Below are 26,161 nucleotides of genomic sequence, written 5' to 3' on the forward strand. Positions count from 1 at the left end.
GCTGCCGGCCGCGCTGGCCCGCAGCACCCCCGGGGGGTCAGGCCGCCGTCGGCCGGAGGCGTGCACCTTGTTGGGTGTTCGGGGTCTTCTGCGCGGTCAGGGCGCTGCCCGACTGCCATTGTTGCCAGTCGAGGTTCCAGTCGCCGTAGCCGTTGCCGAAGGGTTCCATCGTCTCGCCGGCCGAGTTCTCGACCTTGACGATGTCGCCCTCGCGGACGGTGTCGAAGAACCACTCCGCGTTGTCGGTGCTCATGCCGACGCAGCCGTGGCTGACGTTGTCGTAGCCCTGGGAGTCGACGGACCAGGGGGCGGCGTGCACGTACTCGCCGCTCCAGGTCACCCGGGTGGCGAAGCGGACGTCGAGGTCGTACGACTCGGAGGAGCCCTCGGCGATGCCGACGGTGGTACTGCGCATACGTACGAAGGGCTCCTTGCCGAGGACGACCTTGACGCCGTTGCGGGTCTCGAAGCCGGACTTGCCGGTGGTGACCGGGATCTCCTTGATCGCCTCGTCGTTCTTGAAGACGGTCAGCTGGTGCGTGGCCGCGTCGGTGACGGCTATCACCCGGTCGCCGGTACGGATGGTCAGCGGCTCGGTCCTGCCGCCCCGCAGCCGGTCGTTGACCTTGATGCCCTCCAGGATGCTGCGCACGCTGATGGTGGCGTGGGCGGGCCAGTAGTCCCGGGGACGGTAGTGCAGCTTCTTGTCGTCCACCCAGTACCAGGTGCCGGCCACGGCGGGCGTGGACTCGACCTTCAGCGAACGCTCCACCACGGCGCGCTGGGCGCGGTCCTTGACGGGTTCGCTGAGCTCCGCGGTGAGGGGCTGGCCGACGCCGTATGTGCCCGCCCTGGGGCCGAAGGTGACGGCCAGCCGCTTGGCGGTGCCCGGCTTGCCGGTGGTGAAGGTGAGGACCTTGCGACCGGACGCCCCGTCCTCGTCCTCGGTGCTCACCCGGACCGTGTACTGGGCGTCGGCGGCCAGCGGGGAGGTGCTGTGCCAGCGGCTGCCGTCGGCGGCCAGTTCGCCCGCCACGTGGCGCCCGGAGGCGTCCACGGCGGTGACGTCCGTGATACGGCCGTCGGAGTCCTTGGCGACCACTTCCAGGGGCTTGTCGGGGTCGGCCTTCTCGCCTGCCTCGATGGAGCCGCTGAAGGAGATCCGGTCCGCCGCGTCGTAGGGCTCGGCGGACAGCGGGCTGCCGTCCGAGGAACAGCCGGCGACGCCCGCGCCGAGGGCGATCACCAGCAGGGCGCGGCCCACGACACGGCTTCGCCCGGTGCCCGCGCCACGAGGAGGCTCTGTGCGTCTCATGTCCTCACGCTAGGAACCCGCCAGGGCGTCGGCTCACTGGACGGCCCGAACGGGTGAGGCCACGACGAAGGGCCCGGACACCCCCGATGGCGTGTCCGGGCCCTTCGTCGTGCTGGTTACTGGGTGCGGCTCTCACCGCGGTAGTACTCGAAGACCCAGCCCCACAGGCCGATCAGGAGCACCGGCAGCGAGAAGTAGAGCAGCCACCAGCCGATCGCGATGCCCATGAAGGCCAGGGCGCCGCCCACGGCCAGGGCGAGCGGCTGCCAGCTGTGCGGGCTGAAGAACCCGACCTCGCCGGCTTCGTCGGCGACGTCCGCCTCCTTGTCGTCCTGCGCGCCCGCGTCGACCCGCCGGGCCGTGAAGCCCAGGTAGAAGCCGATCATGATGCTCAGGCCGAAGGCCAGGAAGAGAGCGGTGGTGCCGGCCGGCTCCTTCGACCACACGCCATAGACACACGCCATGACGAGGAGGAAGACGCTCAGCCACATGAACATCTTGCCCTGGATCTTCACTTGCCGGCCTCCTTGCCACCCGAGAGGGCCTTCTCGCCGTGACCGGCGTTCTGGAGCTCGTCGAGCGCGGCGATCTCCGGGTGATGCAGGTCGAACGCCGGGGATTCACTGCGGATCCGCGGCAGGGTGAGGAAGTTGTGCCGCGGCGGCGGGCAGGAGGTCGCCCACTCGAGGGAGCGGCCGTAGCCCCACGGGTCGTCCACCTCGATCTTCTTGCCGTACTTGGCCGTCTTCCAGATGTTGTAGAAGAACGGCAGGATCGACAGACCGAGCAGGAACGAGGCGATCGTGGAGACGGTGTTCAGCGCGGTGAAGCCGTCGGCGGCGAGGTAGTCCGCGTACCGGCGCGGCATGCCCTCGGCACCCAGCCAGTGCTGGACGAGGAAGGTGCCGTGGAAGCCGGTGAACAGCGTCCAGAAGGTGATCTTGCCGAGGCGTTCGTCGAGCATCTTGCCGGTGAACTTCGGCCACCAGAAGTGGAATCCGGCGAACATCGCGAACACCACCGTGCCGAAGACGACGTAGTGGAAGTGCGCCACCACGAAGTACGAGTCCGACACGTGGAAGTCCAGCGGCGGCGAGGCCAGGATGACACCGGTCAGACCACCGAAGGCGAAGGTGATCAGGAAGCCGGTGGCCCACAGCATCGGCGTCTCGAAGGACAGACTGCCCTTCCACATGGTGCCGATCCAGTTGAAGAACTTCACACCGGTCGGGACCGCGATCAGGAAGGTCATGAAGGAGAAGAACGGCAGCAGCACACCGCCGGTCACGTACATGTGGTGCGCCCACACCGTCACCGAGAGACCGGCGATCGCGATCGTCGCGCCGATCAGACCCATGTAGCCGAACATCGGCTTGCGGGAGAAGACCGGGATGATCTCGGAGACGATGCCGAAGAACGGCAGGGCGATGATGTACACCTCTGGGTGTCCGAAGAACCAGAACAGGTGTTGCCAGAGCAACGCCCCGCCGTTGGCCGAGTCGAACACATGGGCACCGAACTTGCGGTCCGCCTCCAGGGCGAACAGCGCGGCGGCCAGCACCGGGAAGGCGAGCAGGACCAGCACACCGGTCAGCAGCACGTTCCAGGTGAAGATCGGCATACGGAACATCGTCATGCCGGGCGCGCGCATGCAGATGATCGTGGTGATGAAGTTGACCGAGCCGAGGATGGTGCCGAAGCCGGAGAAGGCCAGACCCATGATCCACATGTCGGCGCCGATGCCCGGCGAGCGGACCGCGTCCGACAGCGGCGAGTAGGCGAACCAGCCGAAGTCGGCCGCGCCGTCCGGGGTGAGGAAGCCACCGACCGCGATGAGCGAGCCGAACAGGTACAGCCAGTAGGCGAACATGTTCAGCCGCGGGAACGCCACGTCGGGCGCGCCGATCTGCAGCGGCATGATCCAGTTCGCGAAGCCGGCGAACAGCGGCGTCGCGAACATCAGCAGCATGATCGTGCCGTGCATCGTGAACGCCTGGTTGAACTGCTCGTTCGACATGATCTGCAGGCCCGGACGGGCCAGCTCGGCACGCATCACGAGCGCCATCACGCCACCGATGACGAAGAAGGCGAACGACGTCACCAGATACAGCGTGCCGATCGTCTTGTGGTCCGTGGTCGTCAGCCACTTCACCACGACGTTGCCGGGACTCTTGCGCCGTACCGGCAGCTCGTTCTCGTACGAGTCCTCAGCTGCGGCGGCACCCTGGGGTTCGTTGAGGATGCTCACAGGTTGTTCGTCTCCCGGTTCTTCTCGTGGCTCGTCTGCGCGATGCCGGCGGGAACGTAACCGGTCTGCCCCTTCTTCACGAGGTCCTTGAGGTGCTGCTCGTAGCGCTCGGGGGAGACGACCTTCACGTTGAACAGCATCCGGGAGTGGTCGACGCCGCACAGCTCCGCGCACTTGCCGAGGAAGGTGCCCTCACGGCTGGGGGTCACCTCGAAGGCGTTGGTGTGGCCCGGGATGACGTCCTGCTTCATCAGGAACGGCACCACCCAGAAGGAGTGGATGACGTCGCGCGAGGTCAGCACGAAGCGGACCCGCTTGCCCTCGGGCAGCCACAGGGTGGGGCCCGGGTTGTTGGTCTGCGGGTTCCGCGTGCCGGGCGTACCGCAGTCGTAGACACCGCCGGCGTCGGCCGGGAAGGCGTCCTTGTAGCGGTCCGGGATCGCCTCGAGTTCCTTGGACTTCTTGGCGTCGCCCGTGGAACCGTCGACGTTCTCGACGTAGTTGAAGCACCAGCTCCACTGGAAGCCGACCACGTTGACCGTGACATCGGGGTTCTTCTCGAGCTTCATCAGCTCGGATTCGTCACGGGCGGTGAAGTAGAAGAACACCGAGACGATGATGAGGGGGACCACGGTGTACAACGCCTCGATGGGCATGTTGTACCGGGTCTGCGGAGGTACTTCGACCTTGGTGCGGCTGCGCCGGTGGAAGAAAGCACTCCACAGGATCAGGCCCCACACCAGCACGCCGACGGCGAGCGCGGCAGCCCAGGACCCCTGCCACAGGGAGAGGATCCGCGGAGCCTCTTCCGTGGTCGGGGTGGGCATACCGAGGCGGGGGAAGTCCTCCCATGTGCAACCGGTGGCGGTCGCAAGGACCAGGCCCGCGGTCAGTGCCTGCAGCAGCTTCCGCCGCATGGGGCGCCGCGGCTTGGGGGTACCGCCCACGCCCTTCAGGCCGTGGGGGAGGTCGGAGCCGTTGGGACTCACGTAGCGCCTTCCCGAGAGTCTCGCCCGCGCTGTTTGGCTGCGGCCTGCCTTCTCGCTGGTCGGTCGCCGCCCTGCGTCGGGCAGGGGTTTGGATGTTTATGCGGACCAAACCCTAGCCGACGCCCTCCGGGGGGTTACGGGGAGGGGGGCCTACTGGGTGGAGGGGTTCGCTTATTTGGCGGGTGCGGGCCGTGGGTCGCTGGTCGCGCGGTTCCCCGCGCCCCTGGGGGAGCTGTCCTGATCCGGGTTTAGCGTTGCCTCATGCCCTACTTCGATGCCGCTTCCGCCGCTCCCCTGCACCCTGTCGCCCGGCAGGCGTTGTTGGCCTCTCTGGACGAGGGGTGGGCGGATCCGGGGCGGCTGTACCGGGAGGGGCGGCGGGCCCGGTTGTTGCTGGACGCCGCTCGGGAGGCGGCCGCCGAGGTGGTGGGGTGCCGGGCGGACGAGTTGGTGTTCACCGGGTCCGGTACCGGGGCGGTGCACTCGGGGATCGCGGGGGCGCTGGCGGGGCGGCGGCGCACCGGGTCTCACCTGATCGTGTCAGCGGTCGAACACTCTTCTGTACTCCATGCGGCGGAAGTTCACCGGGACGGCGGAGGATCGGTCACCGAGGTCGCGGTGGAGCGTACGGGTGCCGTGCGTCCGTCCGGTTACGCCGAGGCCCTTCGGCCGGACACCGCGCTGGCGTGTCTGCAGTCGGCCAACCATGAGGTGGGGACGGTGCAGCCGGTGGCCGAGGTGGCCGAGGTGTGCCGGGCGGCGGGGGTGCCGTTGCTGGTGGACGCGGCGCAGTCGCTGGGGTGGGGGCCGGTGGAGGGCGGCTGGTCGCTGCTCGCGGCGAGCGCGCACAAGTGGGGCGGTCCGTCGGGGGTGGGGCTGCTCGTCGTACGCAAGGGGGTGCGGTTCGCGCCCCAGGGGCCCCGGGACGAGCGGGAGTCGGGGCGGGCGGCCGGGTTCGAGAACCTGCCGGCGATCGTGGCGGCGGCGGCTTCGCTGCGGGCGGTACGGGCGGAGGCGGCCGAGCAGGCGGTACGGCTGCGGGAACTGACGGAACGGATCCGGGCGCGGGTGCCCGGTCTTGTGCCGGACGTGGAGGTGGTCGGGGACCCGGAGCGGCGGCTGCCCGGGATCGTCACGTTCTCCTGTCTCTACGTCGACGGGGAGACGGTGCTGCACGAACTGGACCGGGCCGGCTTCTCGGTGTCGTCCGGGTCGTCGTGTACGAGCAGCACGCTGACGCCGAGCCATGTGCTGAGGGCGATGGGGGTGCTCAGCGAGGGCAATGTCCGGGTGTCGCTGCCGTCGGGCACACGGGAGGAGGACGTCGAGCGCTTCCTGTCCGTGCTGCCGGAGGTGGTGGCGGGGGTGCGGGAGAAGCTGGGCGCACCGGTGTCCCCGCCCCCCGCCCCGGCGGAGGACGGGACCACGACCCTGGTGATCGACGCGGTGGGCCGCCGCTGCCCGATCCCGGTCATCGAACTGGCCAAGGCCATCGGAACGGTCCCCGTCGGTGCCACGATCCGCGTCCTGGCGGACGACGAGGCAGCCCGCCTGGACATCCCGGCCTGGTGCGACATGCGCGACCAGGAGTACCGGGGCGAAGAACCGGCCCCCCAGGGAACGGCCTACCTGATCCGCAGAACCAGCTGACTCCCCTGGACCCCCAGGGAAACGGCACACCTTCAGGGGCTGGCCGCGCCCCCCAGGGGCGCGGGGAACTGCGCGAGCTTTTCAGGGGCGCGGGGAACTGCGCGAGCTTTTCAGGGGCGCGGGGAACTGCGCGACGTCCAGAGAAGCGAGGCCCAGCCTCACCAGGGGGCGCGGGGGACGGCGCGTCCTTCAAGGGGCGCGGGGAACTGCGCGACCAACCAGCCCCCCGCACACCCGCCCGCTTCAGCCGAGGTGCCCCCGGACCTCCTCCGCCGCCTCATCCCCGTACGCCTTCATGAACCGCTCCATGAAGTGCCCCCGCCGCAACTGATACTCCTGCGTCCCCACCGTCTCGATGACGAGAGTCGCCAGCATGCACCCCACCTGCGCCGCCCGCTCCAGCGAAACCCCCCACGCCAGCCCCGACAGGAACCCCGCCCGGAACGCGTCACCGACACCCGTCGGATCGGCCTTGCGCTCCTCGTCCGGGCACCCGACCTCGATCGGCTCCTCGCCCGCCCGCTCGATACGGACGCCGCGCGCCCCGAGCGTGGTGACCCGGTGGCCGACCTTGCCCAGGATCTCCTCGTCGCTCCAGCCGGTCTTCGTCTCGATGAGCCCCTTCTCGTACTCGTTGGAGAAGAGGTAGGTCGCCCCGTCCAGCAGTATCCGGATCTCCTCGCCGTTCATCCGGGCGATCTGCTGGGAGAAGTCGGCGGCGAAGGGGATGCCGCGCGAGCGGCACTCCTCGGTGTGCCGGAGCATGCCCTCCGGGTCGTCGGCGCCGATGGAGACCAGGTCGAGGCCGCCGACCCGGTCGGCGACGGTCTTCAGCTCGATCAGCCGGGCCTCGCTCATCGCGCCCGTGTAGAAGGAGCCGATCTGGTTGTGGTCGGAGTCCGTGGTGCACACGAAACGGGCGGTGTGCAGCGTGTCGGAGATCCGGACGGACTCGGTGTCGACGCCGTGCCGGTCCAGCCAGGCCCGGTACTCGTCGAAGTCGAAGCCGGCGGCGCCGACGAGGATCGGCCGGGTGCCGAGCTGGCCCATACCGAAGGCGATGTTCGCGCCCACGCCGCCCCTGCGCACGTCGAGGTTGTCGACCAGGAAGGACAGCGAGACCGTGTGCAGCTGGTCGGCGACGAACTGGTCGGCGAAGCGCCCGGGGAAGGTCATGAGGTGGTCGGTGGCGATGGAGCCGGTGACTGCGATGCGCACGGCGTCGATACTCCTGAGGGAGGGGGTCTGACCCTTCACGCTACCGGCTGGGACGGGCCCGTAGAAGCAGCCGGAACTACCCGATAGTAGGTCTTTCTTCGTGACCTTGGACGTGCATACGGTGCCGGTATGACGAACCTCAAGGTCCACTCCCCCGCTCCCGGGGACCTCGAAGGCGGCCTGGCGTCGCTGCGCGGCGACTGTGCGCGGATGGCCCCCCACTGGGCGGCCCCCGACCGGGTGACCGCCCGGCCGGTCCCCCCGTCCTCGATCCATGGCGTGACCGTGCCGCCCGGATCGGCGCGGCTGCTGGACGCGATGTCGGAGTACGGCGACTGAGGCGTCGCGGCCCCCGGGGAACCGTGCGCTCCTTCGCTGCGTCCCATCGCTGTCCCCCGTAAAGGGGATGCGGGATACGACCCCGAGCAGTCCCGGCACGACCGGGAAAGGGTCCTTCCGGGACAGCTGCGCAGCCGAAGGAGCGATGCGGTGAACACCGAGCGACCCGACAACGACGACGAGGCGCGCCCGCCCACGGGCGGCGCGCCCGGTTCCGGGGGCGCATCGGAGGAGCCGACGGCGACCGGACCCGAGCCCGAGCCGAACCGGCCCGACGCCTCCCGGCCCGGCGCCGAGGGCGCTGGTGGGAAGCGGAAGGAACAACAGGACCCGGTGGCGACCGGGCACGACCCGGACGCGGCCCCGGCCTCCGACCAGCCCCACGACGCCGCCGCCGACACCCCGGCCGAGCCGGCGGCCCGGGGATCCCGTGCCGTCGACGGGCGTCGCGGTGACTCCCGCGAAGACACCGAGCCGCCCTCCCCCAACGGGCCCCACGACGCCACACCCGACCCCGCCGCCGACACCCCGGCCGAGCCGGCGGCCCAGGGATCCCATGCCGCCGACGGCCATCCCGGTGACCCCGGCGAAGACACTGAGTCGCCCTCCCCCAACGGGCCCCACGACGCCACACCCGCCGCCGCCGACACCCCGGCCGAGCCGGCGGCCCGGGGATCCCGTGCCGCCGACGGGCGTCGCGGTGACTCCCGCGAAGACACCGAGCCGCCCTCCCCCGACGGGCCCCACGACGCCACGCCCGGCCCCGAGGCCGGCCCCGGGCCGGACCCGGCACCCGACGAGCCGGTGGTCGGGGCGTCCCCCGTCCCCCGCCCGGACAGGGCCGAGCCGTCCGCCCGGCGCCGCTCCCCCGTCCTCATCGCCTCCGTCGCCGCCGCCGTACTGCTGGTCGGAGGGGGCGGGGCCTATCTCGCCGCCGGTGCCTCCGGTGGTTTCGACGGTTCCGGCGGCGGTACGACGCCGGGGGCGAACGGTGACACCTCTCCCCCGCCGCTCGCCCTGGACGGCTACTCCGAGGACGCCCCGAACGGGATCGCGCCCGGCGAGCCCAACCCGTACGGCGCCGTCTACCGCGCCGACGGCACGCTCCCGGACGGTCCCGGCGCGGCGCCGGTGTACCGGATCCGGGGGCAGGTGTCCCAGGAGCGGGTGGTGACGCTGGCGCAGTCCCTCGGGCTGGAGGGCGAGCCGGTCGCGGAGGGCGGGTCCTGGCGGATCGGCGGCAAGGACGGTTCCGGGCCCACGCTGCGGGTCGACCGGGACGCCCCGGGCGCCTGGACGTTCAGCCGGAACACTCCCGGCACCGACAACTGCAAGGGCGCGACCTGCAAGGCCCCGTCCGGCGGGGACGGACCGGTGGTGAGCGAGGACGCCGCGAAGAAGGCCGCCGCGCCCGTGCTGAAGGCGGCGGGCCAGGACGAGGCGAAACTCGACGCGGGCCAGGTCATGGGCGGCACGCGTGTGGTGAACGCCGATCCGCAGGTCGGCGGGCTGCCCACATACGGCTGGACGACCGGAGTGGTCGTCGGCGCCAAGGGCGAGGTGGTCGGCGGCAACGGCCGGCTCGGGGAGCCCCTGAAGGGCGACAGCTATCCGGTGGTGAGCGCCGCCGACGCGCTGAAGCGGATGAACGAGGCGCCGGGCGCGGGCGACCGCGCGGAGATCGGCGGCTGCGCGAGCCCCGTACCGCTGGGCGGGGAGTCGTGCGCGACGCCCGAGCCGCCGAAGGGCGACACCGTCACGGTCGGCGACGCGGTGTTCGGGCTGGCCTCGCACTCGGTGGACGGGCGTCCGGCGCTCGTACCGTCCTGGCTGTTCGAGGTACGGCCGGAGGGCACGGAGAACACCTTCACGGTGACGTATCCGGCGGTCGACCCGGAGTTCCTGGCGCCGCCGGCGGGGTCCGGTGAGGCCAGCCCGGCGCCCACGAAGCCCGGTGACGAGCCGACAGCGGCCCCGTCGGCCCGGGACGTCGACGTCGAGGGCTACACCGCCGAGGGCGACGAGCTGACCGTGACCTTCACCGGCGGTGTGTGCGCCGACTACAGGGTGACGGCGAGCGAGGACGGCGGCCGGGTGACGGTGCGGGTGACCGAGACACCGTGGCCGGACAAGGTGTGCATCATGATCGCCAAGGGGTACCAGCAGACGGTACGGCTGGACGCCCCGCTGGGCGGCCGTGAGGTCGTGGGCACGGACGGCGATCCGGTCCCGCTGCACAAGGACGGTGCCCGGCTCCCGGCACCGCCCACCCGCTGAACGACGAGGAAGGCGGCGGCCCCTTCGTGGGGACCGCCGCCTTCTTCCTGTCCTGCCGGCCTGGTGGAAGGACCCGGCTCAGCTGAAGGAGTCGCCGCAGGCGCAGGAGCCCGTGGCGTTCGGGTTGTCGATCGTGAAGCCCTGCTTCTCGATGGAGTCGACGAAGTCGACGGTGGCGCCGCCCAGGTACGGGGCGCTCATCCGGTCGGTGACGACCTTGACACCGCCGAAGTCCTTCACCACGTCGCCGTCGAGCGAGCGCTCGTCGAAGAAGAGCTGGTAGCGCAGGCCGGAGCAGCCGCCGGGCTGGACGGCGACGCGCAGGGCGAGGTCGTCACGGCCTTCCTGGTCGAGCAGGGCCTTGACCTTGGACGCGGCGGCGTCGGTCAGGACGATGCCGTCGGTGACGGTGGTGGTCTCGTCCGATACGGACATCTACATCTCTCCCGGGTTGTACGGAGACTGCTTGCCGACGGTTGCAACCGGCGGGACCGCGGATTCATTCCGGGCCGGGCGCGTGGATTCCTCGCCTCCCTCCTCATGCTCGCACACGCGGTCCGGTGCGGAAACCGGCCCTTGTGGGGGCTTTCCGGGAACGCGTCACCGGGCAGCGGGATTCACGTCACATGGACGCTATGGCCGTCGTCAAAGTGACGTGAACCGGTTATGATAGATAGCGTCATTTCGACGAGAAGTCGCCAGAAACAGAAAGGGTGCGTGCCGTGACCACCGCCACCACCGCCCAGACCCAGGAGCTCGACGTACAGCCGACGCCCCTCGCCCTGCTGCTCCTCGGCCGTGAGGCCGACCCGAGGAGTGAGCGCGGAGTGGAGTGTCCCGGCGACCTCCCCTCGCCGTCCGACCCGAACCTGGTGGAGCGGGCCCGCGCCGCCAAGGAGAAGCTCGGGGACAAGGTCTTCGTGCTCGGCCACCACTACCAGCGTGACGAGGTCATCCAGTTCGCGGACGTCACGGGCGACTCCTTCAAGCTGGCCCGCGACGCCGCCGCCCGGCCGCAGGCCGAGTACATCGTGTTCTGCGGTGTGCACTTCATGGCCGAGTCCGCGGACATCCTCACGGGCGACGACCAGAAGGTCGTCCTGCCCGACCTCGCGGCCGGCTGCTCCATGGCGGACATGGCCACCGCCGAGCAGGTCGCCGAGTGCTGGGACGTCCTCACCGAGGCCGGGGTGGCCGAGCAGGTCGTCCCCGTCTCGTACATGAACTCCTCCGCCGACATCAAGGCCTTCACCGGCAAGCACGGCGGCACCATCTGTACGTCGTCCAACGCGAAGCGGGCCCTTGACTGGGCCTTCGAGCAGGGCGAGAAGGTCCTCTTCCTCCCGGACCAGCACCTGGGCCGGAACACCGCCGTCCGCGACATGGGCATGTCCCTGGAGGACTGCGTCCTCTACAACCCGCACAAGCCGAACGGCGGGCTGACGGCGGACGAGCTGCGCGCCGCGAAGATGATCCTGTGGCGCGGCCACTGCTCGGTGCACGGCCGCTTCAGCCTGGACTCGGTCGACGACGTGCGCGCGCGCATACCGGGCGTGAACGTGCTGGTGCACCCCGAGTGCCGGCACGAGGTCGTGGCCGCCGCGGACTACGTCGGCTCGACGGAGTACATCATCAAGACGCTGGAGGCGGCCCCGGCCGGCTCCAAGTGGGCCATCGGCACCGAACTGAACCTGGTCCGCCGCTTGGCGAACCGTTTCGCGTCCGAGAACAAGGAGATCGTCTTCCTCGACAAGACGGTCTGCTTCTGCTCCACGATGAACCGCATCGATCTCCCCCACCTGGTCTGGGCGCTCGAATCCCTCGCCGAGGGCAACCTGGTCAACCGCATCGAGGTGGACAAGGAGACGGAGGCGTTCGCGAAGCTGGCACTGGAGCGCATGCTGGCGCTGCCGTAGGACCGCACCACATGAAGGGGCGCCCCCGTGACGGCTTCACGGGGGCGCCCCTTCATGTGGTGACGGCTGTCAGACCTCGACCGGCTTCGGCTCCTGGGAAGTCCCGGCCCGGGTGGCCGCTTCCCTCTTCGCCGCGCGCTTCCTCGCGCGGCGCTCCTTGCGGAGCTCCAGCATCGCGTAGAGCGTCGGGACCAGGAGGAGGGTGAGCAGGGTCGACGTGATCAGGCCGCCGATCACCACCACGGCCAGCGGCTGGGCGATGAAGCCGCCCTCGCCGGTGACACCCAGGGCCATCGGGAGCAGGGCGAAGATGGTCGCCAGCGCCGTCATGAGGATCGGGCGAAGCCGGTGGCGGCCGCCCTCGATCACGGCCTCGACGACGCCGTGGCCCTGCTTGCGGTACTGGTTGATCAGGTCGATCAGCACGATCGCGTTGGTGACCACGATGCCGATCAGCATCAGCATGCCGATCATCGCCGGGACACCCATCGGGGTGCCGGTGACGATCAGCAGACCGATGGCGCCGGTCGCCGCGAACGGGATGGACACCAGCAGGATCAGCGGCTGGGCGAGCGAGCGGAAGGTGCCGACCAGCAGCATGAAGACGATCGCGATCGCCGCCAGCATCGCCAGGCCCAGGTTGACGAACGCCTCGTCCTGGTCGGACGTGACGCCGCCGATCTCCGCCGTCGCGCCCGCCGGGAGGGTCAGCGCGTCGATCTTCTTCTGAAGGTCCGCGCCGACCGCGCCCGTGTTGTCACCGGTCGGCTTCGCCGTGACGGTGGCGGCGCGCTGGCCGTCGATCCGGGTCATGGAGACGGGACCGTCCACCACCTCGACGGTGGCGATGTCACCCAGCTTCACCGGGCCGAGGGCGAGGTTCTTCAGCTGGTCCACGGTGGTGGCCGGCTTCGCCGAGCGGATGACGACATCGCGCTCGGTGTCGTCGAGGACCGCCGTGGCGGCCGGGGTGCCCTTCACCGACTGGGCGACAGCCGCACCGAGGGTCTGGTCGGTGAAACCGGCCGCGGCGGCCTTGTCGTTGGCCTTCACGGAGACGCGGGGCACGCTCTGCGCCAGGTCGCTGGTGACGTCCGTGACGTCGTCCAGGGAGGCCACCGCGTCACGGACCTGGTCCGCGGCCTTGCGCAGCGCCTGCGCGTCGGCCGCCTTGACGACGACGCTCAGGTCCTGGCTGCCGAAGCCGTCACCGGCCGCGATGGTGGTGGTGCCGAGGCCGTCGAGCTTCTCCAGCCCCTTCTCGAGGCTGTCCTGGACGTCCTCGGAGGACGCGTCGTCCTCCAGCATCACCTGGTAGGTGGCCTGATTGGTGTCCGTACCGCCGCCGAAGGCCGCCATCCAGCCGGACGAGCCGATGGTGACCTGGAAGTCCTTGACGCCCTTGGTGTCGCCGAGGAGGTTCTCGACCTTCTTCGCCTGGGCGTCGGTCGCGGCCAGGCTGGTGCCGGGCTTCAGCTCCTGCTGGACGGTGAGGACCTGCTGCTCGCCCGCGTCGAAGAAGTTGGTCTTCAGCAGCGGCGCCATGGCGAACGTGACGATCAGGACGACGACCGCGATGGCCACACTGGTCAGCCTGCGCCGGGTGGCGAAGCGCAGCACGGGCACGTAGGCGCGCTGGAGGCGGCTCTTCGCCTCCTTCTCCTCGGCGATCCTGCGGGCTTCCTCGGCGTCCTCGGGGGTGCCCTTGGGGGCGCGCAGGAACCAGTACGACAGGACGGGCACGACCGTCAGCGACACCAGCAGGGACGCCAGCAGCGCCGCCGTGACGGTGAGGCTGAAGGAGCCGAACAGCTCGCCCACCATGCCGCCGACCAGGCCGATCGGCAGGAACACGGCGACCGTGGTGAGCGTCGAGGACGTCACCGCGCCCGCGACCTCACGTACCGCGTTCATGATCGCGGAGTGGCGCTCCTCGCCGTAGCCGAGGTGCCGCTTGATGTTCTCCAGGACCACGATCGAGTCGTCGACGACCCGGCCGATGGCGATGGTCAGCGCACCCAGCGTCAGCATGTTCAGCGACAGGTCGCGCGTCCACAGCACGATCAGGGCGAGGACCACGGACAGCGGGATGGAGACCGCGGTGACGAGGGTCGAGCGGATCGACGCCAGGAAGACGAGGATGACGAGGACGGCGAAGACCAGACCGAGGGCGCCCTCGGTGGTCAGGCCCTCGATGGCCTTGGAGACCGCCGGGCCCTGGTCGCTGACGACGGTGAGGGTGGCGCCGTCGCCGAGGTCCTTGCGCAGGTCGGGCAGCTTGTCCGCGACGGCCTCGGAGATCGCGACGGCGCTGCCGTCGTGGTCCATGGTCGCCATCACGGCGAGACTGGGCTCGCCGTTGGTGCGGGTGAGGGAGTCGGCCCTGGCCTCCTGCTGCCGCACGGTGGCGACGTCACCGAGGCGGGCGGGCTTCCCCCGGCCGGGCTCGCCGGCGACCCTCAGGTCCTCGATCTGCTCGAGCGAGGTGAAGCCGCCGCCGACCTGGACGGTGCGGTTGGCGCCGTCCTCGTCGAAGGAGCCGGCCGGGACGGTCGCGCCGCCGGCCTGGAGGGCCGCGGCGAGGGACTGGGTGGTGAGGCCGGCCTTCGTCAGCTTCGCGGTGTCGGGGGTGACGGTGACCTGGAGGTCGCGTACGCCGTCCACGGTGACCTGGCCGACGCCGTCGATGCCCTCCAGCGCGGGCACCACGGTCCGGTCCAGCTGGTCGGCGAGCGCCTGCTGGTCCTTGCCGGAGGTGACGGCGAGCACCACGGCCGGGATGTCGTCCGTGGAACCGGCGACGACCTGCGGGTCGACGCCGTCCGGGAGGCGGGCCCCGGCCCGGTTGACGGCCTGCTGGACGTCGGCGACGAGCTGCTGGGTGCCGTTGCCGTAGTCGAAGGACGCCATGATGACGGCGTTGCCCTCGCTCGCCGTCGAGGTGACGCCGGAGATGCCGTCGACGGCCTCCAGGCTGTCCTCGATGGGCTCGACGACCTGCTTCTCGACCACGTCCGGGGACGCGCCCTGGTACGGCGCGATCACGGACACCATGGGCAGTTCGATGGTCGGCAACAGCTGCTGCTTGAGCTGGGGTATCGCGATCGCCCCGAACACGAGCGCGATGATCGACATCAGTCCGATCAGCGCCCGTTGCGCGAGGCTGAATCTGGACAGCCAGGACATGGTCAGGGTCTCTTTTCCGTGGAGCGGCAGAAGTCCGGCAAGCGAGTCCGGCAAGCGGGCGCGCGCACAAGTGGGCGCCCGCTCTACACCTTGAGCCATGGAAGAGGGCCGATCCGTAGCCCCGAGGTCCCATCCCTTGTGCGGGGCGTACTCCCGCCGCAGTACGCCCCGCGGAGCTCACTCCACCCTTGGACGGACCAGCCCCGTCTCGTAGGCGATGACGACCAGCTGGGCCCGGTCACGGGCGCCCAGCTTGGCCATGGCCCGGTTGACGTGGGTCTTCACCGTGAGCGGGCTGACCTCGAGGCGTTCGGCGATCTCGTCGTTGGAGTGGCCGCCGGCGACCTGCACCAGCACCTCGCGTTCGCGCACGGTGAGCGAGCCGAGCCGCTCGGCGCGGGCCGGGTCGCGGTCGGCGTCGCCGCCCGGGCCCTCCTGGGCGAGGAAGCGGGCGATCAGGCCCTTGGTGGCCACCGGGGAGAGCAGGGCCTCGCCGCCGGCGGCGATCCGGATGGCGTTCAGCATCTCGTCGGGTTCGGAGCCCTTGCCGAGGAAGCCGGAGGCTCCGGCGCGCAGCGACTGGACCACGTAGTCGTCGACCTCGAACGTCGTCAGTATGACCACCCGGACCCCGGCGAGTTCCGGGTCCGCGCTGATCAGACGAGTGGCGGCGAGCCCGTCGGTGTCGGGCATCCGGATGTCCATCAGAACGACGTCGGCGCGCTGCTCCCGGGCCAGCCGGACCGCCTCCGCGCCGTCGGACGCCTCGCCCACCACCTCCATGTCCGGCTCGGAGTCGACGAGCACCCGGAAGGCGCTGCGCAGCAGTGCCTGGTCGTCGGCGAGCAGGACACGGATCGTCATACGGGCTCCAATGTCTCCGGGGCTCCGACGGGGCGGTGGTCACGGGGTGTCGTCCCGGGCCGCGGCGGTGCGGGTCTTGACGGGCAGGATCGCATGGACGCGGAAGCCGCCGCCGTATCGGGGGCCGGTGGTGAGGGTGCCGCGCAGGGCGGTGACGCGTTCGCGCATGCCGAGCAGTCCGTGTCCGCCGCCGGGGGCGTGCTCCTGGTCCTCGCCGGCGCCGTCGTCGAGGACGGTGACCTCGATGTGCGGTCCCACCCGGACGACGCTGACCTCGGCCCGCGCCTCGGTGCCGGCGTGCTTCTGGACGTTGGTCAGGGCCTCCTGGATGATCCGGTACGCGGCCAGGTCCACGGCGGCGGGAAGGGCGGTGCCCTCGTCGGTGCGGGCGACCTCGACGCGCAGTCCGGCGTTGCGGAAGGTTCCGGCGAGTTCGTCGAGGCGGTCGAGGCCGGGGGCGGGTTCGGTGGGGGCCTCGGGGTCGCCGGACTGGCGCAGCAGGCCGACGGTGGCGCGCAGCTCGCCGAGGGCGGAGCGGCTGGCCTCGCGGACATGGGCGAGGGCCTCCTTCGCCTGGTCGGGGCGTTTGTCCATGACGTGGGCGGCGACTCCGGCCTGGACGTTGACCAGGGCGATGTGGTGGGCGACGACGTCGTGCAGATCGCGGGCGATGCGCAGGCGTTCCTCGGCGACCCGGCGGCGGGCCTCCTCCTCGCGGGTGCGTTCGGCCTTCTCGGCGCGCTCGCGGATGGCCTGGACGAAGGCGCGGCGGCTGCGGACGGCGTCCCCGGCGGTGGCGCCGATGCCGGTCCAGGCGAAGATCGCCAGGTTCTCCTGGGCGTACCAGGGCAGGGGGCCGGCCACCATCGCCGTGCCGGTGAGGACGGTCATGGTGAGCAGGCCGATCCGCCAGGTGGTGGGGCGGTCGGTGGTGGAGGCGACGGTGTAGAGGGCGATCACGGCGCACATGGCGACGGGGGCGCGGGGGTCGCCGGTGACGGACTCCGCGACGGAGAGGGCGCCGGCGAGGGCGAGGACGGTGCGGGGGGCTCGGCGGCGGAACACGAGTGCGGCAGCGCCGAGGGCCATGAGGACGAGGCTGAGCGGGTCGGGGGTGCGCAGGCCCCATCTGACGCCGTTGGGGCCGTGGGGGTCGACGAAGGAGCCGGCGACCATGCAGATGAGGACGCCTGCGGCGAGGGCTGCGTCCAGGGCGGTGGGGTGGGCCTGGAGGCGGCAGCGGGCTCGGGTCAGGGTGCTCACGGGTGTTTACGGTAGCTGTCGGGGGTCGGCGGCCCGATGGGTGTGGTGTGCGGCGGGGCGGGTGGGGTTGCGCGGGGTGGTGTTTGCGGGAGTGCGGCTGCCTCGCGGCTGGGCGGGGGGTGCGCGGCCCGGCGTTTGCGGGGTGCCGTCGCGCCCACCCGTGCCGCCCCAGCGGCACGACTGCCCGCGGAGAGCGGGGGTGGGGGAACGTCTCAGGGGGCTTCTGGGATCAGGCCGTTTTCCTGGAGGAGGTCCTGGACCTCCTCCAGGGTTGCCTCGGGGGACGGGAGGATCAGGTCGGAGGGTTCGAGGGAGTCGTCGGGGAGGGGCTCGCCGAGGTCGCGGACCCTGGCCAGGAGGGCCTGCAGGGTCGCGCGGAAACCCGGGCCGTCGCCGTTCTCCATCTCGGCGAGCAGTTCCTCGTCCAGTTCGTTCAGCTCGGCGAGCCGGCTCTCGGCCAGCGTCACCTGCCCCTCCCCCATGATCCGTACGATCATGTCGCCCTCCTCGGCGTGGGCTACTGCTTGTCGAAGCGCGGAGTGTCCTGCGGCTGCTGGGACTGCTGCTGACCGTTGCCGCCCTCGATGGCCTGCTGGCCACCGGACGGTCCGCCGGCCAGTTCGGCCTTCATGCGCTGCAGTTCCAGCTCTACATCCGTACCACCGGAGAGCCGGTCGAGCTCGGCCTGGATGTCGTCCTTGTGCATACCGGACTGGTCGTCGAGGGCTCCGGAGGCGAGCAGTTCGTCGATCGCGCCGGCCCGCGCCTGCAGCTGGGCCGTCTTGTCCTCGGCGCGCTGGATCGCCATCCCCACGTCGCCCATCTCCTCGGAGATGCCGGAGAAGGCCTCCCCGATCCGGGTCTGTGCCTGGGCCGCCGTGTACGTGGCCTTGATGGTCTCCTTCTTCGTACGGAAGGCGTCCACCTTGGCCTGGAGGCGCTGGGCCGCGAGGGTGAGCTTCTCCTCCTCGCCCTGCAGCGTGGCGTGCTGCGTCTCCAGGTCCGTCACCTGCTGCTGCAGCGCCGCGCGGCGGGAGAGCGCCTCACGGGCCAGGTCCTCGCGGCCGAGCGCGAGCGCCTTGCGGCCCTGGTCCTCCAGCTTGCCCGACTGGGACTGCAACTGGTTGAGCTGGAGCTCCAGCCGCTTGCGCGAGGTGGCCACGTCGGCGACGCCGCGGCGGACCTTCTGGAGCAGCTCCAGCTGCTTCTGGTACGAGTAATCGAGGGTTTCGCGCGGGTCCTCGGCCCTGTCCAGGGCCTTGTTCGCCTTCGCGCGGAAGATCATCCCCATACGCTTCATGACACCGCTCATGGGCTTCGCGCGCCCCCTTCTGACCGACTCCAGCTCCAGCACCTGCGACAGAACCCACAGTACGGGCCCCGCATCCATTACCGCACTGTTCGGGGACGGATGCGCTCATCCCCAAGGACGACTGAGTACCCTCCCGATCCGGCGTAGGGAGTAGGTGGTCCCCGGGGGCGGCCGGCCGGGCCACCCCGAGAACCGCACAACGTCCCCCTCTGTCCTATGGGAGACGTCCGGTGTTGCCGGATCGTTCCCCAGGCGGCTGGGGTCCAACCCCGGGCACCCCGTACCCTTGGGTTTTGTGTTCCGTAGCCGCGCCAAGGAAGAGAAGGCATCGGTCGCCGACAAGGCGACGGTGACCGACTCCACGCAGACCCGTCACCCGGAGGCCCCAAAGGGCCGCCCCACACCCAAACGCAGCGAGGCCCAGTCGCAGCGCCGCAGCGTCGCCAATACGTCGATGTCGCGCAAGGACGCCGCCAAGCGGCAGCGCGAGGAGCGCCGTGCCGCGATGGAGCGCCAGCGCCAGGCGCTGGCCAGCGGCGACGAGCGCTATCTGCCCACGCGTGACAAGGGGCCGGTGCGCCGGTTCGCGCGTGACTACGTGGACTCGCGGTTCAACATCGCGGAGTACTTCCTCCCGATGGCCGTGATCATCCTGGTGTTGAGCATGGTCCAGGTGGCACAGCTGCAGAACGTCGCGCTGCTGCTGTGGCTCGTGGTGATCGTGATGATCGTGCTCGACTCGATCGTCACCGGGTTCCGGCTGAAGAAGCGGCTGGCGGAGCGCTTCCCCGACGAGGGCCGCCGCGGTGCGGTGGCCTACGCGCTGATGCGCTCGCTCCAGATGCGCCGGCTGCGGCTGCCCAAGCCCCAGGTCAAGCGCGGGGAGCGGCCCTGAGCGCCACGCCGTTGACGGACGACGGCACGGCACCCGGTCCGCCGGGCGGGCTCGGCGGTCTGCGTGAAGTCGTCCGTCAGGAGCTGGTGGCCCGCCAGCTGGAGGAGCAGATAGTGGGGCGCTTCCCGGTGGGGAGGCGCCTGCGGGTGCTGGACGTGGGCATGGGCCGGGGGGCGCAGGCGCTGCGGCTGGCGCGGGCCGGTCATCAGGTGACCGGGGTCGAGCAGGACGCGACGTTGATCGCGTCCGCGCGGGAGGCGTTCGCGCAGGAGCCCGAGGGCATCCGGGAGCGGTTGCGGATCGTCGAGGGGCAGGCCGGGGACACCGGGGTGCACTTCGTGCCGGGCAGCTTCGACGTCGTGTTGTGTCATGGCGTGCTCATGGATGTCGAGGAGCCGGACGCGTTGCTGGCGGGGGTCGCGCGGATGCTGGCGCACGGGGGGCTGCTGTCGCTGCTGGTGCGCAACGGGGACGCGCCGGCGATGCGGGCGGGGTTGTGCGGGGAGTGGGGGGCCGCGCTGGAGGCGTTCTGTACGTCGGCGTACGGGCTGAAGCGGTTGACGGGGACGTTGGCGGGGATCGGGGCGCCGTTGCGTGCCTGGTACGGGGTGCGGGTCTTCACCGACGCGGTGGGGGACGAATCGGCCGTGCCGGGGGATCTGGACGCGCTGCTGTCGGTCGAGGACCGGGCGGGGCGTACGGATCCCTATCGGGGGGTTGCGGGGTTGCTGCACCTGTGCGGGGTGCGGGGCTGAGTTCTCGCCCCCCGCCGCCCCTTCCCGTCCCGTCCCTGGGGGCGCTGCCCCCAGACCCCCGTTCGCGCGGTTCCTCGCGCCCCTGTGCCGCCCCTCCCCCCGGCCCCGTTCGCGCCCACGCGGCGGAGCCGCATATCGGCACAGCCCCGCGCCCCTTCAGGGGCGCGGGGAACTGCGCGAACGGGCCGAATTCAGGCCTCTTCCGCGTGGAGGCTCATCGGGCCGTAGATCTCCGTCGCGTCCTCCGACAGACGGACCTGGTCCGCGCCGCCCTCCACCAGTTCCTTCCAGTGCTCCCCGAGCCAGGACTCGGCGTCCCCCTGTGTGGGGAACTCCTCCGGCGGCACCGCGGGCTCGACCTGCGTCCCGTCGGCCTTCTCGAACCGCCACGTCCATGCCGCCATGTACGCCTCCCAGAGAGTGTGATCACACCACGCCCAAGCCTAGTCGGACGCGCACCCGTCGTGGGCAGGGGTGAAAATCGGGGCGTGGAACTGACACTGCTCGGCACCGGCGCCCCCACGGGACTGCCCCGCCCCGACTGCCCCTGCGCCGCCTGCGCGTCCGCCCTCGGTGTGGACGCCCGTGCGGCGACCTCGCTGCTCGTGGACGGAACGCTGCTGCTCGATCTGACGCCGGGCGGCGCGTTCGCGGCCGCCCGCGCGGGGCGTTCGCTGAGCGGCGTGCGGCAGGTGCTGCTGTCGCATCCGCACGACGGTCCCGCGCTCGAGGTGCCCGCCGGGCTGCCGCAGCCGGGCCGGGTGCCGGACGGGCGGGAGCTGGCGCTGCTGACGGGGCACCGGGTGCGGGCGGTGGCGCTGGACGCGCCCGGTACGGGGTACGCGGTGACCGGCCCGGACGGGCGGCGGCTGCTGTATCTGCCGCCGGGCGGGGCGCCCGCCGGGCTCGAGGAGCCGGCCGAGTCGTACGCCATGGTGCTGCTGGACGTCGTGGGGCGACCGGACGCGCTCGCGCGGCTGCGGGAGGTGGGGGCGGTGGGCCCGGCCACGGACGTCGTCGCCGTCCACCTCGGCCACGACGTGCCGCCCGGCGCGGAGTTGCGGCGCCGGCTCGCGGCGGCCGGGGCGCGCGCCGTGCCGGACGGCACCACGCTGGAGGTCGGCGCCTACGAGGACGTGCCCGACGTACCGCGCCGGACGCTGGTGCTGGGCGGGGCGCGCTCGGGCAAGTCGGTGGAGGCGGAGCGGCGGATGGAGTCGTTCCCCGAGGTGCTGTACGTGGCGACCGGCGGGTCGCGGAGCGGGGACACCGAGTGGGCGGCGCGGGTGTCGGCGCACCAGGAGCGGCGGCCGGGATCGTGGCGCACCGTCGAGACCTGTGATCTGGTGCCGCTGCTGAAGGACGACGGGCCCCCGCTGCTGATCGACTGCCTGTCGCTGTGGCTGACGGACGCGATGGACGCCGTGGGGGCGTGGGACGACGCGGAGTGGGCGGACGGCGGGGAACGGGCGCTGCGCGTCCGGGTGCGGGCGCTGACGGACGCGGTGCGCGAGACCCGGCGGACACTGGTCGCCGTGTCCAACGAGGTCGGCTCCGGCATCGTCCCCGCGACCGCCTCCGGCCGCCGCTACCGTGACGAACTCGGCCGTCTGAACGCGGCGTTCGCGCAGGAGTGCGAGCAGGTGCTGCTGGTGGTGGCGGGCCAGGCGGTCGTGCTGCGGGGGTGACCCCGCGGGCCCTACGGTTTCGGCTTGCGCGCGATGATCCGGTACGCGTTGGCGAACGGGGTGTGGCGGAGCACAGGAGCGAGGGCCAGGTCCGTCGCCGCCGCGGCGACGACCAGGGGGGTGCCCGCGCGGAGCAGGACCGTGCGCAGGTGGTGCTGGAACGGGGTCGGCGGGATCGCGCGCCAGGGGGTGTCCGGGGCGGGGAGGGTGTGGGAGAGGGCCAGGGCGGTCAGGCCGGCCAGATCGTGCGGCACGTGTGCGGTGCGGTTCCCGCCGGTGACGATCGCGCAGCCGCGTCCCTCCAGCTCCGCGCGCAGGTTGCGGCGGGGCAGCAGATGCAGCCGGCGGGGCTGGTCGTAGGGCAGCCACCAGCGGCCGAACAGGGCGGCGAAGGCACAGCGGGGGTCCAGGGTCTCGATGAGCAGATGGCCGCCGGGGCGCAGGGCGTCGAGGGCGGCGTGGAGCTCCGCGCGGGGGTCGGTGGTGTGCTCCAGGTGGTGCAGCAGGCTGACGACGTCGTAGCGGCCCGCCAGCCGGGCCAGGACCCCCGGGTCGGTCAGCGGCCCGAGGTGGGCCTCCTCGACCCGGCCGAGCGTACGGGCCCGCTCCACGCGCGCGGTGAGGTCGGTGCCGTCGAAGGCGGTGTACGGGAAGAACTCCCGCGCGGTGAGCGGGAAGCGGGCGAGTCCGGTGCCGACGTCCAGCCAGCTCTCCGGTTCGCCGAAGGGGAGCATCGCGCGGGCGGCGCCCCTGCGGCGGTGCCGTACGGCGTGCAGGGCGAGGACGCGTTCGGTGGCGGGGTCGCGGGGGGCTCCGCGCACGGTCCGCCGGTAGAAGGCGAGGCCCTCGGCGGTGAGACGGGGGTTCTGGAAGGTGTGGCCGCAGTCCCGGCACTCGTCGACGGTGAACAGGCCCGGCCGGTGCCGGCGCAGATCGCCGGTTCTCAGCCGGTTGCGCAACCGCGCGGAGCCGCACCAGGGGCAGTCCTCGCGGCGCGGCTCGTGCACCCGGGCCGAGCCGTGGGGGGCCGGGGTCGCACGGGCTGGGTCGGTTGCGGACATGGGCGGCTCCCGGCGTGAGGGCGTACGGCGCCCGGGTGGTGACCCGGCGTACGGGACGGACAGGGCGTACGGGACGGTCGGGGCGGACGGTCGGATGTCCGGCGTTCCATGGCAAAACGTTACGGACGGGAAGGCGTTCCTGGGTGGACCGCCGCCGGGGTGGCGTGGTGGGGGTGAGGTCCCGCGTGTGAGGCCGACCGGCGCTCCGTCGCGTTCGATCGGGGCCGGTACTGTTCGGCGAATGAGCTCGCTTGATATCGACGACTTCACCGATCTGATCGAGCGTCCGGACGGCGGGGTGCGCCGTGACGCGGAGGCGCGCCGGGAGCGGCTGGCCGTGCCGCCCGGATCGCTGGGCCGCCTGGACGACCTGGGTGAGTGGCTGGCGGCGGCGCAGTCCGCGGTGCCGGTGCGGCCGGTCGAACGGCCGCGGGTCGTACTGTTCGCCGGCGATCACGGGATCGCCGCACTGGGTGTCTCCGCGCGGGCCGCGGGCAGCGCCGTGGAGCTGGTGCGGGAGGTGCTGGAGGGCGGCCGTCCGGTGTCCGTGCTCGCCCGTCGGCAGGGGGTGCCGGTACGGGTCGTCGACATGTCCCTGGACTGCGATCCGGAAACGCTGCCCGAGGACGTCGTACGGCACCGGGTGCGGCGGGGCAGCGGCCGTATCGACATCGAGGACGCGCTGACGGCCGAGGAGGCGGAGGCGGCGTTCCGCGCGGGGATGGCGGTCGCCGACGAGGAGGCCGACTCCGGTACGGATCTGGTGGTGCTCGGCGATGTGAGCGTGGGCGGCACCACGGCGGCGGGTGTGCTGGTGGCGGCGCTGTGCGGCACGGACGCGTCGGTGGTGACCGGGCGCGGCGGGCTGGCGATCGACGACCTGGCGTGGATGCGCAAGTGTGCGGCGATCCGGGACGGGTTGCGGCGGGCACGGCCGGTGCTCGGGGATCAGCTGCGGCTGCTGGCGACGGTGGGCGGGGCGGATCTCACCGCCATGACGGGGTTCCTGCTGCAGGCGGCTGTGCGGAAGCTGCCGGTGGTGCTGGACGGTGTGGTGGGCGCGGCGTGTGCGCTGGTGGCGCAGCGGGTGGCGTTCCGGGCGCCGGACTGGTGGGTGGCGTCGCACGACAGTGGGGAGCCGGGGCAGGCGAAGGCGCTGGACCGGATGGCGCTGGATCCTGTGCTGGCGCACGGGGTTCGGGTGGGGGAAGGGGTGGGTGGGCTGCTGGCCCTGCCGCTGATCCAGGCCGCGGCGGCGTTGGCGGCGGAGCTGCCGGAGGTCGTGGCCGCGGCGGAGTGAAGCGGCGGCCGGGGGTGGGTGGGTTTTCCCTCGCCCCCGCCGCCCCTTCCCCTTCCCGTCCCGAGGGGTGCTGCCCCTCGTCGACCCCGGGCCTGCGGGCCGGTGGGGGTTGTTCGCGCAGTTCCCCGCGCCCCTTCAGGGACGCGGGGCTGTGCCGATGCGCGGCTCCGCCGCGTGGGCGCGAAGGGGATCCGGGCGCGCAGCCCCAGAGACGGGACGGGGCGGCTGGGGCGGAAAACCCTCAGGGGCGGGCCACGGGGTCCGGTTTGCCGCCCAGCCAGTTCTCCACCGTCCGGCGGGGGCCGGACCAGCGGCGGTCGTGGCGGTAGGCGCGCAGGAACGCGCGGGCCCGCGCACGGGGCCGGCGACGATAGAAACGGCGCGCCCACAGCGAGCCCGGCCGGGCCAGGCGGAGCGACCCGACGACCGCCACCACCGGAATGATCACCCCGAACACCGCCACCCTCCCCTTCCCCTTGCTCAGCGCGATCAGCGCGAACAGGAAGTTCACCCCCACACTGGCCGCCACCCCCGCCCGGTTCTGCAGTTCCTCCCGCGACAGGTCGTTGACCCCGAACGGCGCGAACCCCGCCAGCAGCAGCCCGACCAGCGCGGCGGTCAGTACGACCACCTCCACGCTCTTGCGGCCCGCCTCGGTCCAGTACACGTCGTCGAGGTGCAGGATCAGCGCGAACTCGTCCAGGACCAGCCCCGCGCCGATACCGAACAGCACCGCGGCGAGGGCCGAACCCGGCCCGCCCCCGCCGCTCGCCACCGAGCCGAAGCCCCCGATGACGGTGAGGATGACGCCGGGCACCACATGGTGGATGTGCACCGAGCCCGCCGTGACATTGCCGAACGGCCCCTTCCCGGCCCGGATCAGCCGGGTGATGACCCGGGTGATCAGGAAGGTGAGGACGAAGGCGCCGAGCGCGAGAAGCAGCGGAAGCTTGCCCGGTTCGATGATGTTCCGGTCCAGCCAATGTCCCATAAGCGCACTTTATCCAGGGTGGCCGGGGACGCCCCGGTGACCGCCCGGTAATCTACGGCGGTGCCCGCACCGCCCTCCCTCGCCGATGGTCTCCGCTTCGCCTTCGGCACCCTCACCGCGCTGCCGGTCGGGCTCACCCGCTGGGACCGCCCGGCCGCCCGCGCCGGCATGCTGTGCGCCCCGCTCGCCGGGCTGGTGGTCGGCGCCGTCGCCGCCGTGACCGGGCTCCTGCTGCTGCTCCTCGGCGCGGGCACGCCGCTCGCCGCCGTGGCCACGGTCGCCGTGCCGGCCGTACTCACCCGGGGTCTGCATCTGGACGGGCTCGCCGACACCGCGGACGGGCTCGGCAGCGGCAAGCCCGCCGAGGACGCGCTGCGGATCATGAAGCAGTCGGACATCGGCCCGTTCGGGGTGATCACGCTCGTCCTCGTCCTGCTCGCCCAGGTGGCCGCGCTGGCGCAGGCGTACGACGGCGGCTGGGCTCGGGGCGCGTGCGCGGCCGTCGTGGCGGCGGCCGCGGCACGGCTGGCGCTCACCCTGGCTGCCCGCGCCGGTGTGCCGCCCGCCCGTCCGGAGGGCCTCGGCGCGGCGGTCGCGGGCGTGGTGCCGGTGCCGGCCGCGGTGGCCGCCGCGCTCGCCGTCGCCGGGCTCGCGGCGGCCGGGGGCGCGTTCCTGGGGGCGTACGGCATCCTGCGGGCGGTGCTCGCGGTGGTCCTGGCCGTCGGCGTCGCCGAACTGCTGCTGCGGCACTGTGTCCGCCGCTTCGGCGGGGTGACGGGCGATGTGTTCGGCGGGCTCGCGGAGACGGCGGCGACGACCGCGCTCGTCGTCATGTCACTGGGCTGAAACGATCTCCCGCCGCCCCTCGTGACCAGCGGACCGCACCGCTAGCCT

At 71.9% G+C, this 26,161-nt stretch carries 23 protein-coding genes; 9 read left to right on the forward strand and 14 right to left on the reverse strand.

Annotation, left to right across the window (positions count from 1 at the left end; translation table 11 throughout):
• Positions 1 to 37 precede the first annotated feature (37 nt).
• The 4 genes from ACGFR9_RS31640 to coxB form a co-directional block, all read right to left on the reverse strand.
• Positions 38 to 1,315 (reverse strand): Ig-like domain-containing protein, encoded by a 1,278-nt coding sequence (locus ACGFR9_RS31640; RefSeq protein ID WP_393215389.1) that lies wholly within the window; start codon positions 1,313 to 1,315, stop codon positions 38 to 40.
• Between the two features lie 116 nt (positions 1,316 to 1,431).
• The gene (locus tag ACGFR9_RS31645; protein ID WP_393215392.1) at positions 1,432 to 1,830 is read right to left on the reverse strand and encodes a cytochrome c oxidase subunit 4; all 399 of its coding nucleotides are present in this window, start codon (positions 1,828 to 1,830) and stop codon (positions 1,432 to 1,434) included.
• Positions 1,827 to 3,563: a cytochrome c oxidase subunit I gene (gene ctaD / locus ACGFR9_RS31650; protein WP_393215395.1), complete on the reverse strand. Its 1,737-nt coding sequence runs from the start codon at positions 3,561 to 3,563 to the stop codon at positions 1,827 to 1,829. The genes ACGFR9_RS31645 and ctaD overlap by 4 nt, the downstream gene beginning before the upstream one ends.
• Positions 3,560 to 4,552 (reverse strand): cytochrome c oxidase subunit II, encoded by a 993-nt coding sequence (gene coxB / locus ACGFR9_RS31655; protein ID WP_393215398.1) that lies wholly within the window; start codon positions 4,550 to 4,552, stop codon positions 3,560 to 3,562. The genes ctaD and coxB overlap by 4 nt, the downstream gene beginning before the upstream one ends.
• 261 nt (positions 4,553 to 4,813) lie before the next feature.
• Here coxB and ACGFR9_RS31660 point away from each other — a divergent pair, with 261 nt between their 5' ends.
• Positions 4,814 to 6,202, forward strand: a complete 1,389-nt coding sequence (locus ACGFR9_RS31660; protein ID WP_393215401.1) for a cysteine desulfurase/sulfurtransferase TusA family protein — start codon at positions 4,814 to 4,816, stop codon at positions 6,200 to 6,202.
• 243 nt (positions 6,203 to 6,445) lie between these two features.
• On the opposite strand, the gene ACGFR9_RS31665 is transcribed toward ACGFR9_RS31660, so the two are convergent.
• Positions 6,446 to 7,420, reverse strand: coding sequence for a carbohydrate kinase family protein (locus ACGFR9_RS31665; protein ID WP_030228939.1), 975 nt, complete (start codon positions 7,418 to 7,420; stop codon positions 6,446 to 6,448).
• Positions 7,421 to 7,549: 129 nt separating this feature from the next.
• Between ACGFR9_RS31665 and ACGFR9_RS31670 the strand changes: the two genes are divergently transcribed.
• Entirely contained in the window at positions 7,550 to 7,759 is a 210-nt protein-coding gene (locus ACGFR9_RS31670; RefSeq protein ID WP_393215404.1) for a hypothetical protein, read from the forward strand.
• Positions 7,760 to 8,563: 804 nt separating this feature from the next.
• Positions 8,564 to 10,036 carry a hypothetical protein gene (locus tag ACGFR9_RS31675; protein WP_393215541.1) on the forward strand — a complete coding sequence of 491 codons (1,473 nt, stop codon included), beginning with the start codon at positions 8,564 to 8,566 and terminating at the stop codon, positions 10,034 to 10,036.
• Positions 10,037 to 10,114: 78 nt separating this feature from the next.
• Here ACGFR9_RS31675 and erpA read toward each other — a convergent pair whose 3' ends face one another.
• Complete coding sequence (gene erpA / locus ACGFR9_RS31680; RefSeq protein ID WP_030228943.1) at positions 10,115 to 10,471, reverse strand: iron-sulfur cluster insertion protein ErpA; 357 nt, start codon at positions 10,469 to 10,471, stop codon at positions 10,115 to 10,117.
• A 287-nt stretch (positions 10,472 to 10,758) separates the two neighbouring features.
• Between erpA and nadA the strand changes: the two genes are divergently transcribed.
• Positions 10,759 to 11,952: a quinolinate synthase NadA gene (gene nadA / locus ACGFR9_RS31685; RefSeq protein ID WP_393215407.1), complete on the forward strand. Its 1,194-nt coding sequence runs from the start codon at positions 10,759 to 10,761 to the stop codon at positions 11,950 to 11,952.
• Positions 11,953 to 12,021: 69 nt separating this feature from the next.
• Here the strand turns inward: nadA and ACGFR9_RS31690 are convergent, their stop codons facing one another.
• The 5 genes from ACGFR9_RS31690 to ACGFR9_RS31710 form a co-directional block, all read right to left on the reverse strand.
• Positions 12,022 to 15,138, reverse strand: a complete 3,117-nt coding sequence (locus ACGFR9_RS31690; RefSeq protein ID WP_393215410.1) for an efflux RND transporter permease subunit — start codon at positions 15,136 to 15,138, stop codon at positions 12,022 to 12,024.
• A 177-nt stretch (positions 15,139 to 15,315) separates the two neighbouring features.
• The gene (locus ACGFR9_RS31695) at positions 15,316 to 16,002 is read right to left on the reverse strand and encodes a response regulator (RefSeq protein WP_393215413.1); all 687 of its coding nucleotides are present in this window, start codon (positions 16,000 to 16,002) and stop codon (positions 15,316 to 15,318) included.
• Between the two features lie 39 nt (positions 16,003 to 16,041).
• Positions 16,042 to 17,265 (reverse strand): sensor histidine kinase, encoded by a 1,224-nt coding sequence (locus ACGFR9_RS31700; RefSeq protein WP_393215416.1) that lies wholly within the window; start codon positions 17,263 to 17,265, stop codon positions 16,042 to 16,044.
• A 212-nt stretch (positions 17,266 to 17,477) separates the two neighbouring features.
• Entirely contained in the window at positions 17,478 to 17,762 is a 285-nt protein-coding gene (locus ACGFR9_RS31705) for a hypothetical protein (protein ID WP_393215419.1), read from the reverse strand.
• A 20-nt stretch (positions 17,763 to 17,782) separates the two neighbouring features.
• Entirely contained in the window at positions 17,783 to 18,565 is a 783-nt protein-coding gene (locus tag ACGFR9_RS31710) for a PspA/IM30 family protein (protein WP_311711239.1), read from the reverse strand.
• A 268-nt stretch (positions 18,566 to 18,833) separates the two neighbouring features.
• On the opposite strand from ACGFR9_RS31710, the gene ACGFR9_RS31715 reads away from it, so the two are divergent.
• Both ACGFR9_RS31715 and ACGFR9_RS31720 read left to right on the forward strand, forming a co-directional pair.
• A complete protein-coding gene (locus ACGFR9_RS31715; RefSeq protein WP_393215544.1) occupies positions 18,834 to 19,472 on the forward strand; it encodes a DUF3043 domain-containing protein in 639 nt (212 codons plus the stop codon).
• An 86-nt stretch (positions 19,473 to 19,558) separates the two neighbouring features.
• Positions 19,559 to 20,227: a methyltransferase domain-containing protein gene (locus ACGFR9_RS31720; RefSeq protein WP_393215547.1), complete on the forward strand. Its 669-nt coding sequence runs from the start codon at positions 19,559 to 19,561 to the stop codon at positions 20,225 to 20,227.
• 191 nt (positions 20,228 to 20,418) lie between these two features.
• Here ACGFR9_RS31720 and ACGFR9_RS31725 read toward each other — a convergent pair whose 3' ends face one another.
• The gene (locus tag ACGFR9_RS31725) at positions 20,419 to 20,631 is read right to left on the reverse strand and encodes a hypothetical protein (RefSeq protein WP_393215422.1); all 213 of its coding nucleotides are present in this window, start codon (positions 20,629 to 20,631) and stop codon (positions 20,419 to 20,421) included.
• 84 nt (positions 20,632 to 20,715) lie between these two features.
• Between ACGFR9_RS31725 and ACGFR9_RS31730 the strand changes: the two genes are divergently transcribed.
• Positions 20,716 to 21,915: a bifunctional adenosylcobinamide kinase/adenosylcobinamide-phosphate guanylyltransferase gene (locus ACGFR9_RS31730; RefSeq protein ID WP_393215424.1), complete on the forward strand. Its 1,200-nt coding sequence runs from the start codon at positions 20,716 to 20,718 to the stop codon at positions 21,913 to 21,915.
• An 11-nt stretch (positions 21,916 to 21,926) separates the two neighbouring features.
• Here ACGFR9_RS31730 and ACGFR9_RS31735 read toward each other — a convergent pair whose 3' ends face one another.
• Entirely contained in the window at positions 21,927 to 22,976 is a 1,050-nt protein-coding gene (locus ACGFR9_RS31735) for a class I SAM-dependent methyltransferase (RefSeq protein WP_393215427.1), read from the reverse strand.
• Between the two features lie 241 nt (positions 22,977 to 23,217).
• On the opposite strand from ACGFR9_RS31735, the gene cobT reads away from it, so the two are divergent.
• Entirely contained in the window at positions 23,218 to 24,276 is a 1,059-nt protein-coding gene (gene cobT / locus ACGFR9_RS31740; RefSeq protein WP_393215429.1) for a nicotinate-nucleotide--dimethylbenzimidazole phosphoribosyltransferase, read from the forward strand.
• Between the two features lie 241 nt (positions 24,277 to 24,517).
• On the opposite strand, the gene ACGFR9_RS31745 is transcribed toward cobT, so the two are convergent.
• A complete protein-coding gene (locus tag ACGFR9_RS31745; RefSeq protein ID WP_393215432.1) occupies positions 24,518 to 25,267 on the reverse strand; it encodes a hypothetical protein in 750 nt (249 codons plus the stop codon).
• Between the two features lie 60 nt (positions 25,268 to 25,327).
• Between ACGFR9_RS31745 and ACGFR9_RS31750 the strand changes: the two genes are divergently transcribed.
• Positions 25,328 to 26,113, forward strand: a complete 786-nt coding sequence (locus ACGFR9_RS31750) for an adenosylcobinamide-GDP ribazoletransferase (protein ID WP_393215435.1) — start codon at positions 25,328 to 25,330, stop codon at positions 26,111 to 26,113.
• Positions 26,114 to 26,161 lie beyond the last annotated feature (48 nt).

This window comes from Streptomyces sp. NPDC048584 (assembly GCF_043199595.1).
GTDB lineage: Bacteria > Actinomycetota > Actinomycetes > Streptomycetales > Streptomycetaceae > Streptomyces > Streptomyces edwardsiae.